Raw genomic sequence first — 12,483 nt, forward strand, 5'->3', positions numbered from 1 at the left:
CCCACACCCCACACCCTACACCCCACACCCCACACCCCTTAAATAGGATTTAGTATCAGTTATCAGTCAGCAAATACACGGACGCTATCGGGAATAATCGATAGTTTTACCTTTGTACCGATGTCTAATTGGGTGTTAATCGTTGTTCTAGCGTGGATTTGGCTGCCGGTAGCCGTTAGCAGACAATAACGGTATTCCCGCCCCAAAAATTGGCGATCGCAAATAACTAGCTCTCCCGTCTCATCCGGCTTAATTTTGACATCTTCCTCTCTTAGCATCAATTCCCCTTTGTCCAAATCTTGACCATCAGGAATTGTCCAGAGTCCTATCTCGGTTTGCCATTGTTCCCCCTCCCGTCTAGCGGGGAGAAAGTTAGCTTGGGTGACAAACTCGGCCACAAATCGCGAGGCCGGATGACTATAAATTTCTTCGGGATTGTTAATTTGTTCTAATTTTCCTTGACAAATGACCGCAATTGTGTCACTAATCACCATTGCTTCCTCCCGGTCGTGGGTGACAAAAATGGCCGAGATACCAGTCGCTTTCAGGATATGACGGATCTCGTGTCGTAAGCGTTGCCGGACCTGCACATCGAGATTACTTAAAGGTTCATCTAAGAGGATTAAAGAGGGTTTTGGGGCTAAAGCGCGGGCGAGGGCGACTCTTTGCTGTTGTCCTCCTGATAGCTGATGGGGATAACGTTTTTCTAGTCCTTGCAGTCCGACTAAATCCAAAGTTTCCGCCACCCTAGCGTTAATAGCTTTGCTCGATAATTTCTCCCCAGAGTTTTTTAAACCGAAGGCGATATTGTCAGCAATGGTTAAATGGGGAAAAAGAGCGTAATCCTGAAAAACCATGCCCGTATTGCGTTTTTCTGGGGGAATAAAGGTTTTTTCGTCGGCAACTATTCGCCCTCCCAATTCAATCACTCCTTGAGATGGTTTTTCAAATCCCGCAATCATCCGCAGTAGAGTGGTTTTACCGCAACCCGACGGACCCAATAATCCGAGAATTTCGCCCTCTGTTAAACTAAAACTGATATTATCGACAGCTAGAGTAGGAGAAGCGGGAAAACGCTTGTTAACCTCGGATAAACGCAGAATGACAGACTTTTTCATGGTGAGAAAGACAATCGCCCAGTCAGTGGCAGGGCTATTTACTTAAGAATTATTCCTAATTAGTTCACTACTATTATTTATAACATCTCAATGGACTAATTAGGAAACTTTCTCAAAAATTTCATGCTCACACCTGAAGATATTATTCTCGTTCCCCGGGGGGCCGAGCATAGCTCAATCCGTCGAGGATTAAGGAACATCGGCGATTTAGCCCCGCAAATTATCCCGATTAACCTTGGCGCTCCAGAATTTCTCGACAGTTCCCCAGTCTCTAGGCAATCTCTAGAATTTCTTAATAAGTTTACAGGAAAAATTGTGACACTGGGATTAGCGGGCAGTCTCAGCGATCGCTATCGGGTCGGAGATGGGGTAATCTATCAAGGTTGTGGCGCGGAAACGGGGAGTTATTGGCAGTGCGAACCAGAAATAACCGCAGAAATCGCCCAATTAACCGGATATAGTCTCGTTAAAGGTTTAACCAGCGATCGCCTGATTAGCCAGTCCGAGGAAAAACGACGTTTAGGACAGGGGGGCTATGAGGTGGTAGATATGGAAGGAGCAAGGATTTTAGCGGCTTTACGGGGGCAAAAAGTGGCAATTGTGCGCGTGATTAGCGACGAGGTGACACAGGATTTACCCGATTTAGCCCCGGCAATTGATAATCAAGGTCAGCTGCTACCATTGCCCCTAGCTCGACAAATGTTAATTCGTCCCATCCCGGCCTTCCATTTGATTCAAGGTTCCCTAAAAGGTTTATCCGTACTAACTCAGGTGGCGCGAAAGTTGTGCGGCAGTAATTTTTAAAAGTTGCTTGCAGATTATTTTTTTTCTGTGCTATAGTGATTAAGCTAAAATCAAGCGGATGTGGTGGAACTGGTAGACACGCACGTTTGAGGGGCGTGTGGCTTACGCCTTGCGAGTTCGAGTCTCGCCATCCGCATAAACTTTTATCTGCCCTCTGACAAGAATTGCCCTTGTCACCCATCGTCAGGGATGGATATTTGGCCATCAAAATTTCCCAACTCACCCTTTCAGGTGGCTTAGGTTTGACTAAGTTTAGTTAAGCGGTTGCGAGTAGCGATTTAGCCAAAGCACTAGGTCGTTTAATGCCGTAAAATCCAACAAAGCCTCAGCCAAGGACTCTAATTGCTCGATTTCTAAAGCCTGAATCCGGGCAGCCAACACCTCATCCACTGCACCAAAGCGACGTTGCAACAGACGCAAAATCAGGGCAGATTCCCCTTCCAGTCGTCCTTGCAGTCGTCCTTCTTCCTTGGCTTCACGATATACCCTTGTATCTGCCAATTGTAGTCCTAGCATTGCTTCCACCTCCTGCCGACTCAAGTTAGTAAATTTATAGACCATAGCGATTTAGCCAAAGCACTAGGTCGTTTAATGCCGTAAAATCCAACAAAGCCTCAGCTAAGGACTCTAATTGCTCGATTTCTAGAGCCTGAATCCGGGCAGCCAACACCTCATCCACTGCACCAAAGCGACGTTGCAACAGACGCAAAATCAGGGCAGATTCTCCTTCCAGTCGTCCTTCCAGTCGTCCTTCCAGTCGTCCTTCTAGTCGTCCTTCCAGTTGTCCTTCCAGTCGTCCTTCTTCCTTGGCTTCACGATATACCCTTGTATCTGCCAATTGTAGTCCTAGCATCGCTTCCACCTCCTGCCGACTCAAGTTAGTAAATTTATAGACCATAATTGTGGCAATCATTTCCATTATGGCGCGACTGGCTTCTGGATCTGCAATTTGCTGTTGAGTTCGTGCCAGTAAATAGCGAGCTTTTTCTGGTGCTTGGGTTTCTTCCACAGTAGTGAGTACCATCAAGGCAACCCCTAGGGGTAACTGCTGAATTTCCCCTAATTCGTTCAGATAAATCCGATGCACCTGATTACAATTGAGGAGCGCTCGGTAGGGATGGGTGTTACTTTGTTCTAGACTACGGGTGGGATAGATGACAACAATTTGCCAATCGGTAAATCGTTCTCGCTGACGATAAAAATACAAAAATGATTCGCCAAAAACCCGTTCATAGAGTCGTTCGTCTTTTTGAAATTGCACTTCGCAAAAATAGATCACCCCGCTACTATCATTATCGGGTGGCAGGAATACGCCATCGATCTCAAATTTGGGTTCTTTGACGGCTACGGAGTCAAAGCGGTATTCGGTGGCATTATCTGGCGGGTTTTCCAGTAAATCGAAGAGAAGGGAGGGGGATTGTTGAAAAAGCCGGTAAAATATCGAGTCTCGTTTCATGATGATCGGGATTGCACCATAGCTCTTTCCCGATCTTCCCATGAAACCCCTCAAAAAAAAGAGAGAGGAAACCCGCGTCTCCTCTCCCTTGTAGGCATTATTTCCTCGCTTTGCGGACAGCACCTCCTAGCATTAAACCGCCCAGGGTGATATAACCAAGAAGGCTAGAGGGTTCGGGGACAGTGACACCGCCGCCGCCTGGCTTGGTCAACACCGGCGACATCGCATATAAGGAGTACAAAGGCTTATCACCGTCATCATCCGCGTCAACGCACGGGTCTGAATAGAGCCAAGCTTCCCCCGTTGAACCGGCATCCCCAGTAGCGCTACCCCCACTGCCCAAGGCGCACAACGCTGGTATCCCAGAAGTCTCGGTGCCAGTCCAGACTACCGGTTGCGTGATTGTGTCTAATTGAGTGCGGTTGATAGGGGTTAATATACTGCCATCCCAAAGATCATTATTATTGTTGGCTACTCGATTGCTATCTATGAGGTAGATGGGAACATCTGGCTGACTGCCATCAGTACCGGTATTGACTTTGGCAGACGTAGCGTCCGTAGAACTGATCGCCTTCCAAGTAATCGTATTCAGGTTAAATCCTGCCGTTGTTAAAGCCGTAGCAAGAGCGCTTCCTGTTACCTGGTTGGTAACAAAGGTATTGTAGTCGTCGATGTTGTCGCTTGTTCCATCCCGCGTGCCAGCAGTCACAAACACCAAACGATACTGAGCGCCGGGAGCCAAGCCAGGTGGGACGACCACCAAAGCAGCTTGTGCTGCACTAGCCGTTCCTAGAGTGGCTGCTAAGAACACCCCGGATAGAATGCCGAGTTGTTTTATTTTCATGAAAAAGGGTTAATGGTAAATGGTTTGAGTGCGTGACATTTCGATTCGGGTTAAGCAATAGGGCAACCCAAAACAATGACCAGCGAATGCTCAAAGAGCAAATACACACTTTCTCCCCACCGCATTGTATCAAGCGCTACAATTTAATAAATATTTACATTCCTCTCCCCCAGGGCTGACGCTTGCTAGAATAAAAACCCGCTTGATTTGTGGTAATGAGACAGCTTATGTTAGATTTTCATCTATCTGTTCAGCCTGAAACAGAAAAACGCCTTAAAAAGATTTTAAACTCCATCAAAGATCAAGAAAAATTTGCCCAAAGCATTATTGATTATCAGATTGCCGAATTACAAAAAAGCAATTTGAATCTAAAATTAGATTTAGCAGCTCTGGAAAAACAATATCAAATGACATCCAAAGAATTTTATCAGCAATTTTCTCGCGGTATTTTAGGAGATGAATCGGATTTTATAGTTTGGTCTGGACTATATGAAATGCTTCTTCAAAACGAGGCTAATCTCCAAGAATTAAAATGATTGAGGCCTATTTTTTGCAAATCGAAAAAACCATTCGATAATTTCCCAATGTGAGATATTTATCACTGACCAAGAAAATTGATAACGCAAGTCAAGGTTATGTTAATAGTCCAATTATTTTTGAAAATAATCATCGCTTAGACTTTGTTGAAGTTAAAAATACTGACACAAAACCAAAGATAAAATATCGCTATCATTACATGAACGAAGCTCAAGTTATGATCTTCCGTTATGATAATGCACCCCATCATGTTGAAATTGCCACTTTCCCCCATCATAAACATGAGGTTGATGACATTAAAGAAAGCCTTGAGCCAACTCTTGAGCAAGTGCTTTTAGAAATCGCAGAAAAACAACGAAATCTAAAACCGTAATTTTCTGTTAGAATTGCAGTAATCCGCCAATTCAAAAATGAAACGCATCAACCTCAAGAGGGAGCATCTCACCTTTGTAACCCCTAAATCAGGTTTTTATGTCAAGCTATTTTGAAAGCCTTGCTGGAAACCAGTTTTAGAGATAAGTATAATTATTCACTTGCATAAATGAGATGCTCCCACCTCAAGACCTCAAGAGTTGACAAAGAAAGACTCATCAGGTACTGTTTGAGCCTTATCGGAAGTTAACGACGGCGGGTGAGTTCAGCCGTTAGACTGCCAATTTCTTGGTCAAGATAGTTCCGGTTACTTTTGGGCAGGTGCTATACTGTAGTGAGGTTTGTAAATGGTTTCTCCCATGAAAAATAAAGCCATTATTGTGCTGGGGGCGGTTGCCGCTCTTGGGTTGGCTGCAACCTCAACTTTACTTATGACACGTCCATCTGGAAATTCCCCAGATTCCGCCTCTGCTCAATTTTCTCCCAACGGCATGGGTAAGATGGATCATATGCAGGTCAGTAGCGAGTTTAACTATCTTGCCCAAATGATTCCTCACCATCAGGAGGCAATCGATACCGCCCAGGTTATTCTGACACGCACTAGTCGTCCTGAGATGAGGCAGTTTGCTCAAAAGATCATTCAAGTGCAAACTGCTGAAATTGCTCAGATGAAAAACTGGCTCAACGAGTGGTATCCCGGAAGGAATATTAGCGTCTCCTACGTTCCCATGATGCGCGATCTGAGTCAACTTCAGGGCGATGCCCTAGATCAAACTTTTTTACAAGATATGATTAAACATCATATGGGAGCCGTGATGATGTCGCAAATGCTCCTGAATCATAATCTCGTGAAGCATCAGGCTGTCCGGCCTTTTGCTGAGAACATTGCCACTAGCCAGCGCCGGGAAATTCAGCAGATGCAAACTTGGTTGATGGCTTGGTTTGGTGATCGCAATCCAATGGGTGGGATGCATCATTAGCTGGTATTGCGATCGCGATTTTGTCGGGTGCGTTCCCTAATGCAAGTACGCTTAACTGATACAGAAGTTCTGGTGTCCCCTAAAACCAGAGACTTATCGCCTCAAAATAAAGATAACTGCTATATCCTTCTGTTCACTTTAAAATAAAACCGTTAGCTTGCTGGGGATTGAGAGTGACAATCCCAAAATCTCTACCTAAACCCTTCCCTTTCGAGGTAAATATTTCATGAGCCAAACGATCACACCTTCTTCCTTAAAAGCTAGTTTAGCCCCCAATACGACTAGAGCAGCAACGGTGGACGATGGGGGAAATGTGCTAGGGGAATTTCTGCAAGAAACTCTGGCCATGACTAAACGTCTGTTCATCCAATTACAACGTCGTCCTTCAACCCTAATCGCGGGGGTAATTCAGCCCTTTATGTGGCTGATTTTATTTGGAGCTTTATTTTATAATGCCCCCCAGGGACTATTCGGCAACGATCTCAGTTATGCTAAATTTCTCGCCCCCGGAGTGATTGTCTTTACCGCTTTTTCCGGGGCCTTAAATGCCGGTTTGCCGGTAATGTTCGATCGAGAATTTGGCTTTCTTAACCGTCTCTTAGTAGCACCTTTAACCACTCGTTACTCGATCGTGGCTGCTTCTACCATCTATATTATCGCCCTCAGTTTCATCCAAACCGCCTCGATCGTGGCCGCTAGTGCCTTTTTAGGGGCCGGATTACCCAGTTTAGCTGGATTAGGTGCGATCGTTTTGATTGTTTTCCTAATAGTTTTGGGGATGACTGCCTTAAGTCTCAGTTTAACCTTTGCCCTCCCCGGACATATCGAATTAATCGCCGTCATTTTCGTCACCAATTTACCGCTTTTATTTGCCAGTACCGCCCTCGCTCCCTTAAACTTTATGGCAGATTGGTTAAAAGTAATCGCTAGTCTCAACCCTCTCACCTATGCGATCGAACCGATCCGTTATATTTATTTCAATCAGCACTGGTCTTTTGATAGCATAGTCTTACAAACTCCTTGGCTTGACCTCAATTTCTTGACAGTTTTAGCCCTGCTCTTAGCTTTTGATCTGCTAATCCTTTTAGCAATTCAGCCCTTACTTCGTCGTCGTTTTGCTTAAATCAGTTATCAGTTATCAGTTATCAGTTACCAGTTTACTGTTCACTGATAAGCTTGTAACTTTCTCACCACCAAAAACAAGATAATTTTCTGAGGAGTTAGTTAGATTATGAATACTCAAAAAATGTTAATCAAATCGTCTTTATTTATAGCTACCATTCTATTAGTTGGGGCTGATTTTAATCCGCAATTGTTAGCTCAAAGCTTGAACCCCAGTCAGCCGGATTATCAAAAAAATGAACGTAGTTCCGATGGCAGGGATGCTCTCGGTGGTTTTGATCCTTTAGACTTGATTCATAATAGTAATTTTCGCCGTAGCCGGGACGGATCGGAATTTCAGGAAGATACTCGCAATAATATCAACCAAGCGGCTGAGGAGTTTAAACGCAAGCAAAGAGAACAACTGGAAAATCTGCAAAATTCTGCCCCAGAAACCAAATAAAACCCCTTTTTGATTTGCCTTTTGCCCATCCTAACCAGGAGGTTGATTTTGTCCTATTGCTTAGTATATATGATCGCTAAGTGCAGATGATCTGAGAAAGAGCAATAACTGAAGATCATTGGGGGGTTTATCTTACACGAATTTATATTAAACTTAGGATTGGTTTATTGAATTATCGTCTTATTAAAACTGTGGAAGTAATGGAAATCGGGCAAAAAGTCAAGGTCTGTCGCTTAAGAGACCGCGTTAACTCGGATGTAGCGGGTAAATTGGGTAAAGTGGGTGTCATCAAAAATTTTAAGATGACCGATGGCAGCGGTGTTGGTGCTGTTGTCCAGTTCGATGATAAGACCGCTACTTGGTTTTTTGAAGATGAACTCAAACTCATCTAAATATAACGCTTAGGAATTAATTATGTCCTTAATTTTGACCTTTTTGGGCAAGGGGGGCAGCGGTTGCAGTACAATAGCGATCGCTTCGGCAAAGAAAATGGCTGGTCTGGGGTCAAAAGTTCTCTTGGTCGGTCAGGATCCTAGCCCTGCTTGGGGATTACTCCTCAAGGCCTCCCCTAGCTCCTCCATTACGGAAATTGCCCCCAATCTCTCGGTTGTGCAGCTTAGTAGTACGCATTTACTAGAAAAAAGTTGGGAAGAAGTCAAGGAATTGGAAAAGCAGTATTTGCGTTCTCCCACCTTGAAAAATGTTTATGGTCAAGAGTTGGGCGTTTTACCCGGAATGGACCAAGCTCTAGCCTTAAATTTCCTGCGGGAACAGGATAAAAGCGGAAATTACGATGTCATCATCTACGACGGCAGCGGAGATATCAACAGTCTGCGAATGTTGGCGATTCCAGAGGTGGGCAGCTGGTATTCACGGCGTTTTCGCCAGGTTTTCAGCGATTCTGAGATTGGTCGCACCCTTTCTCCCTTTTTCCAACCAATCGCCGCCGCCGTGCTGAATTTCTCCTTTAATCCCGACGGTTTAGGGAAGAAGGTCGATAATAACATTCTAGACGAGGGACGTTCCGCTTTAGCCGATCCTCGGCGAGTTTTAGCCTATCTAGTCACCAATGATGATCCAATTGCGATCGCAGAGGCCAAATATCTTTGGGGTGGGGCGCAGCAAATCGGTTTAAATGTGGGGGGAGTGATTTTTAATCGCTGTCAGAGTGCCACGGAGGATTTTGCCCCGCTGCCGGCGGCGATTTTACCCGACCGTCAAGGAGAAGATTGGCAGGAGTTAATCGCCGAGTTACCCAATTTTCTCACGGTGCAGCCGCCCAAACCGTTAATAATCGATACGGCAGCCGGTCAGGTCAAGGTTTATTTACCCGGATTCGAGAAAAAACAGGTAAAACTGACGCAATCGGGTCCAGAATTAACCATCGAAGCCGGGGATCAACGGCGTAATATTGATGTACCAGCGCCTCTGACCGGAAGATCGGTAAAAGGGGCAAAATTCCAAGAAGGTTACTTAATTATTTCTTTTTAAGGGATTATGTCGAACAGCGAGATAGAAAACAAGGATAATCGAGGCGCAAAAACTCGCCAATTATTGGGCATGAAAGGGGCCTCATCGGCAGAAACCTCCCTCTGGAAAATCCGCTTACAATTGATGAAGCCGATCACTTGGATTCCCCTAATTTGGGGGGTTGTCTGTGGGGCAGCTTCATCGGGTAATTATACTTGGTCTTTAGAAGATGTCTTAAAAGCGGCCACCTGTATGTTACTTTCCGGTCCGTTGATGACTGGTTATACCCAAACTTTAAATGATTTTTACGATCGAGAAATCGATGCAATTAATGAACCCTACCGTCCGATTCCTTCGGGGGTGATTTCTATTCCGCAAGTAGTCGGCCAGATTTTGGTTTTATTAGCAGGTGGGTTAGGAATATCTTATCTTCTCGATCGCTGGGCTGGTCATGATTTCCCAATCATGCTCTGTTTAACCCTATTTGGTTCTTTTATCGCCTATATTTATTCAGCACCACCCTTAAAATTAAAACAAAATGGTTGGCTGGGTAATTATGCCCTCGGTGCTAGTTATATAGCATTACCTTGGTGGGCAGGTCACGCCCTTTTTGGTCAGTTAAATTGGACAATTATGATCTTAACCCTCATTTATAGTCTAGCGGGGTTAGGCATTGCTGTGGTCAACGACTTTAAAAGTGTGGAAGGTGACGAAAAATTAGGCTTAAAATCCTTGCCAGTTATGTTTGGAATTACCACTGCAGCTTGGATTTGTGTGATTATGATCGATGTTTTTCAAGCGGGAATTGCGGGCTATCTCATCAGTATTCATCAGAATCTTTATGCCGCTATTTTACTGTTATTAATTATCCCTCAGATCACTTTCCAAGATATGTATTTTCTGCGGGATCCGCTCAAAAATGATGTCAAATATCAAGCCAGCGCCCAGCCTTTCCTAGTGTTAGGAATGTTGGTGACAGGTTTGGCTTTAGGTCAGGGGATACTCGGAAGATTGTAATTAATAAAAACTGGAAATATCCAGTTTATGGGACATAATCGCCTTGAATTGGGTTTCTGTTTACGGTAACTTGATCCGTCAAGAGGGGTGAAAATAGATTTTCGGTTCGATCCCCCCTGCCCCCCTTGATAAGGGGGGTGCCGATAGGCGGGGGGATCCCCCCTTGATAAGGGGGGTGTCGATCCCCCCCGCCCCCTTGATAAGGGGGGTATCTGACAATTTTTAATACCTACCTACTTAGCTCGATCCCTAGTCTTTTCGTTACAATTAAGAGGGAATCGATGCCGGGGGAAAAATTTACCTTTTTCTCTTCCCTCCGATTCGCCATTCTTGACGAACTAATCAAGAATAGTTCCTGTTTAACAAGATTGATTGAGACAAGTATCTCGCACCCTATCACCATGAGTAATACCAGTAATTTTCGCCAAGCTTTACGCGAGGCTAAAAGCCAAGCACTTATCGGCCCCAATGTTATCCCCAAGGCCCTGCCCTATCTCGGTGGTGGTCTAATTTTAACTGCGGTGGGAACCTATGGCGGTTTAGGTGTGATCCAATCCTATCCCCAGATTTTCTTCCCGACTTTCTTTGTCGCCCTGGTTGCCGAGATTATTTTATTTTTTGTCGCGCGTAGTAGTGCGGAAAGCGGCAATAAAAGCACTGCTCTGCCCCTCCTGACCCTCTATAGCCTTCTTTCTGGCTATACTCTCAGTGGAATCGTCTATGTGGCCCTAGGTACTTCCGGTGTTGGTTTGCGAGGAGTGGCAATTGCTGCCCTCGGTTGCGGCCTCGCTTTTGTGTTGGGACGCAATATCGGCTCGAATCTGTCGGAAAAAGATGGTTTGGCGCTGACTCAAACCGTTAGCATCGGTATTCTCGCTCTTTTTATTGTTCTCATTGGTCAGCTAATTTTCTCTATCTTTGGTGGCGGTACTCCCACCTGGTTAGAAATCGCTATTTCTGGCATCGGGGTTTTCTTGTTTGCTGGCTCCGCAGTGGTGGACTTTTACATCTTGCCCCGTACCTACAGAGATGAACAGTATCTCAGTGCTGCTTTATCGATGTATTTCACCTATATCAACCTATTTATCTTTATTCTGCGCCTTTTAATCGCTCTTAACGGTCGGGATTAGGGCAAATAGGGAGGAGTTAGAAATTAGTTACAACCTAACTTCTAACTCCGCTAGAATAGTAAAGAAATGTAAACGGCCTGTAAAGATTATGCCTGAACCACAACCGACTCAAACTCCCAAATTAGAAGACCCCAAATTTGGTTTTAATGACTATGCCGAGCGCCTCAACGGTAGAGCCGCTATGATTGGTTTTGTGATCACCCTGTTGATCGAGTATCTAACTGGCCAAGGTCTGCTATCTTGGTTAGGGTTACAGTAGTTTTTTAAACTTTTTTAGGCATTCTATGGGAAATAGAGCCTTGAGTGTTAGTTAACGCATACAGGCTTGATGATTTTCCCCGTAGAATCCTTGTAAGACCGAATCACCTCGCTGTTGTGGTGTGCCGTGGGAGTTATTGGGAGCTTCAAAATCGCCCACTTCCGAGGCCGCTTCCGCTAGAAGTTTTCCTGCTATTATATAATCCTGTTTGGATAAACCTCTTGCTTCGGTAAATAACCAGGAAAGGGTATCTCCCGCTAGACAATCGGCCTGTAATTCAATGCCGATGCTCATTCCACCTTCATCGATGCCACCGATACCCCGATTCCACTGAACAGCGTGAGCAGCCTCGTGAGCGACGGCGTAAAGGGGAAATAGGGGATTATCACTAATGCGAGTGACTTGCTCGAGATTGACGTAAACTGTATTATCTACAGTGCAGAAAGCCGCTAGGGAAATTACACCGCAGGGAGTGGTTATCGGGCCATCACTTAACAAATACTTAAAATTGATCTGGTGTAATTGAGCCGTATATTCAATTACCGCTTCTAGGGCATCCGTAATATCGTCTGCTTGCGCTCTCTGGGCTAGAGGGGATAAAATCAAGAGGGAACTACAGGAAACAGCAGATATCAGGGATAATAAACGTTTACGGCCAGAGTTAGGTTTCATGATACTAACAAAGTCGGGAGTGAGGAAGAAGTTTAATTGATCTGAATTAGCCTAGCGCCACGATTACAATTCTAAAGGCTATATCTAAGACTTCCAGAGAAAATACAGAATTTACGCAGCTTTTGATCGAAGTTTACAGAATTTCTGGTCAAGGTTTAGGAAATTAATTTGGCACGACCACTTAGGGTCTGCTGAAAAAGTTTTTCGTGGGGGTAGGGTGTAGGGTGTGGGGTGTAGGGTGTAGGGTGTGGGGTGTAGGG

15 protein-coding genes, 1 tRNA gene and 1 pseudogene are annotated in these 12,483 nt (G+C 44.9%); 12 read left to right on the forward strand and 5 right to left on the reverse strand.

The window, feature by feature from the left end:
* Nucleotides 1–62: 62 nt before the first annotated feature.
* Nucleotides 63–1,118, reverse strand: a complete 1,056-nt coding sequence (locus PN470_RS05200; RefSeq protein WP_271939307.1) for an ABC transporter ATP-binding protein — start codon at nt 1,116–1,118, stop codon at nt 63–65.
* A gap of 123 nt (nt 1,119–1,241) precedes the next feature.
* Between PN470_RS05200 and PN470_RS05205 the strand changes: the two genes are divergently transcribed.
* Together PN470_RS05205 and PN470_RS05210 are read left to right on the forward strand one after the other, a co-directional pair.
* Nucleotides 1,242–1,922 carry a hypothetical protein gene (locus PN470_RS05205; protein WP_272103912.1) on the forward strand — a complete coding sequence of 227 codons (681 nt, stop codon included), beginning with the start codon at nt 1,242–1,244 and terminating at the stop codon, nt 1,920–1,922.
* 54 nt (nt 1,923–1,976) lie between these two features.
* A tRNA-Leu gene (locus tag PN470_RS05210) sits at nt 1,977–2,058 on the forward strand.
* 116 nt (nt 2,059–2,174) lie between these two features.
* Here the strand turns inward: PN470_RS05210 and PN470_RS05215 are convergent.
* The 3 genes and pseudogenes from PN470_RS05215 to PN470_RS05225 form a co-directional block, all read right to left on the reverse strand.
* A pseudogene (locus tag PN470_RS05215) lies at nt 2,175–2,483 on the reverse strand (DUF4351 domain-containing protein); the annotation flags it as partial.
* The gene (locus PN470_RS05220) at nt 2,473–3,378 is read right to left on the reverse strand and encodes an Rpn family recombination-promoting nuclease/putative transposase (protein ID WP_271939298.1); all 906 of its coding nucleotides are present in this window, start codon (nt 3,376–3,378) and stop codon (nt 2,473–2,475) included. The pseudogene PN470_RS05215 and the gene PN470_RS05220, both read right to left, overlap by 11 nt.
* A gap of 97 nt (nt 3,379–3,475) precedes the next feature.
* Nucleotides 3,476–4,222 carry a PEP-CTERM sorting domain-containing protein gene (locus tag PN470_RS05225; protein WP_271939295.1) on the reverse strand — a complete coding sequence of 249 codons (747 nt, stop codon included), beginning with the start codon at nt 4,220–4,222 and terminating at the stop codon, nt 3,476–3,478.
* Between the two features lie 227 nt (nt 4,223–4,449).
* On the opposite strand from PN470_RS05225, the gene PN470_RS05230 reads away from it, so the two are divergent.
* The 10 genes from PN470_RS05230 (at nt 4,450) to PN470_RS05275 (ending at nt 11,551) form a co-directional block, all read left to right on the forward strand.
* Nucleotides 4,450–4,758, forward strand: coding sequence for a hypothetical protein (locus PN470_RS05230; RefSeq protein WP_002776175.1), 309 nt, complete (start codon nt 4,450–4,452; stop codon nt 4,756–4,758).
* Between the two features lie 50 nt (nt 4,759–4,808).
* On the forward strand, nt 4,809–5,132 hold the full coding sequence (locus PN470_RS05235) for a toxin-antitoxin system TumE family protein (protein WP_271939292.1): 324 nt from the start codon (nt 4,809–4,811) through the stop codon (nt 5,130–5,132).
* Between the two features lie 346 nt (nt 5,133–5,478).
* The gene (locus PN470_RS05240) at nt 5,479–6,111 is read left to right on the forward strand and encodes a DUF305 domain-containing protein (protein WP_103111921.1); all 633 of its coding nucleotides are present in this window, start codon (nt 5,479–5,481) and stop codon (nt 6,109–6,111) included.
* A 226-nt stretch (nt 6,112–6,337) separates the two neighbouring features.
* Nucleotides 6,338–7,234 carry an ABC transporter permease gene (locus PN470_RS05245; protein WP_271939290.1) on the forward strand — a complete coding sequence of 299 codons (897 nt, stop codon included), beginning with the start codon at nt 6,338–6,340 and terminating at the stop codon, nt 7,232–7,234.
* Nucleotides 7,235–7,342: 108 nt separating this feature from the next.
* Entirely contained in the window at nt 7,343–7,675 is a 333-nt protein-coding gene (locus PN470_RS05250; protein ID WP_103111922.1) for a hypothetical protein, read from the forward strand.
* Nucleotides 7,676–7,875: 200 nt separating this feature from the next.
* A complete protein-coding gene (gene petP, locus PN470_RS05255; RefSeq protein ID WP_002742483.1) occupies nt 7,876–8,067 on the forward strand; it encodes a cytochrome b6f subunit PetP in 192 nt (63 codons plus the stop codon).
* Nucleotides 8,068–8,089: 22 nt separating this feature from the next.
* A complete protein-coding gene (locus tag PN470_RS05260) occupies nt 8,090–9,166 on the forward strand; it encodes a Get3/ArsA fold putative tail anchor-mediating ATPase NosAFP (RefSeq protein WP_272103915.1) in 1,077 nt (358 codons plus the stop codon).
* 6 nt (nt 9,167–9,172) lie between these two features.
* Nucleotides 9,173–10,162 carry a chlorophyll synthase ChlG gene (gene chlG / locus PN470_RS05265; protein WP_272103917.1) on the forward strand — a complete coding sequence of 330 codons (990 nt, stop codon included), beginning with the start codon at nt 9,173–9,175 and terminating at the stop codon, nt 10,160–10,162.
* A gap of 401 nt (nt 10,163–10,563) precedes the next feature.
* Nucleotides 10,564–11,292 (forward strand): Bax inhibitor-1/YccA family protein, encoded by a 729-nt coding sequence (locus PN470_RS05270; RefSeq protein WP_271939284.1) that lies wholly within the window; start codon nt 10,564–10,566, stop codon nt 11,290–11,292.
* An 88-nt stretch (nt 11,293–11,380) separates the two neighbouring features.
* Complete coding sequence (locus PN470_RS05275; protein ID WP_002776166.1) at nt 11,381–11,551, forward strand: hypothetical protein; 171 nt, start codon at nt 11,381–11,383, stop codon at nt 11,549–11,551.
* 51 nt (nt 11,552–11,602) lie between these two features.
* Here the strand turns inward: PN470_RS05275 and PN470_RS05280 are convergent, their stop codons facing one another.
* The gene (locus PN470_RS05280; protein WP_002776165.1) at nt 11,603–12,223 is read right to left on the reverse strand and encodes a hypothetical protein; all 621 of its coding nucleotides are present in this window, start codon (nt 12,221–12,223) and stop codon (nt 11,603–11,605) included.
* Nucleotides 12,224–12,483 lie beyond the last annotated feature (260 nt).

Origin of the sequence: Microcystis sp. CS-574 (assembly GCF_028329095.1) — a bacterium.
Lineage (GTDB): Bacteria > Cyanobacteriota > Cyanobacteriia > Cyanobacteriales > Microcystaceae > Microcystis > Microcystis ichthyoblabe_A.

Coding starts and splice junctions, on each gene's coding strand:
- PN470_RS05250 (WP_103111922.1), top strand. CDS start 7,343: ATGAATACTCAAAAAATGTTAATCAAATCGTCTTTATTTATAGCTACC.
- PN470_RS05245 (WP_271939290.1), top strand. CDS start 6,338: ATGAGCCAAACGATCACACCTTCTTCCTTAAAAGCTAGTTTAGCCCCC.
- PN470_RS05200 (WP_271939307.1), bottom strand. CDS start 1,118: ATGAAAAAGTCTGTCATTCTGCGTTTATCCGAGGTTAACAAGCGTTTT.
- PN470_RS05240 (WP_103111921.1), top strand. CDS start 5,479: ATGGTTTCTCCCATGAAAAATAAAGCCATTATTGTGCTGGGGGCGGTT.
- PN470_RS05225 (WP_271939295.1), bottom strand. CDS start 4,222: ATGAAAATAAAACAACTCGGCATTCTATCCGGGGTGTTCTTAGCAGCC.
- PN470_RS05220 (WP_271939298.1), bottom strand. CDS start 3,378: ATGAAACGAGACTCGATATTTTACCGGCTTTTTCAACAATCCCCCTCC.
- PN470_RS05230 (WP_002776175.1), top strand. CDS start 4,450: ATGTTAGATTTTCATCTATCTGTTCAGCCTGAAACAGAAAAACGCCTT.
- PN470_RS05270 (WP_271939284.1), top strand. CDS start 10,564: ATGAGTAATACCAGTAATTTTCGCCAAGCTTTACGCGAGGCTAAAAGC.
- petP (WP_002742483.1), top strand. CDS start 7,876: ATGGAAATCGGGCAAAAAGTCAAGGTCTGTCGCTTAAGAGACCGCGTT.
- PN470_RS05280 (WP_002776165.1), bottom strand. CDS start 12,223: ATGAAACCTAACTCTGGCCGTAAACGTTTATTATCCCTGATATCTGCT.
- PN470_RS05275 (WP_002776166.1), top strand. CDS start 11,381: ATGCCTGAACCACAACCGACTCAAACTCCCAAATTAGAAGACCCCAAA.
- chlG (WP_272103917.1), top strand. CDS start 9,173: ATGTCGAACAGCGAGATAGAAAACAAGGATAATCGAGGCGCAAAAACT.
- PN470_RS05260 (WP_272103915.1), top strand. CDS start 8,090: ATGTCCTTAATTTTGACCTTTTTGGGCAAGGGGGGCAGCGGTTGCAGT.
- PN470_RS05205 (WP_272103912.1), top strand. CDS start 1,242: ATGCTCACACCTGAAGATATTATTCTCGTTCCCCGGGGGGCCGAGCAT.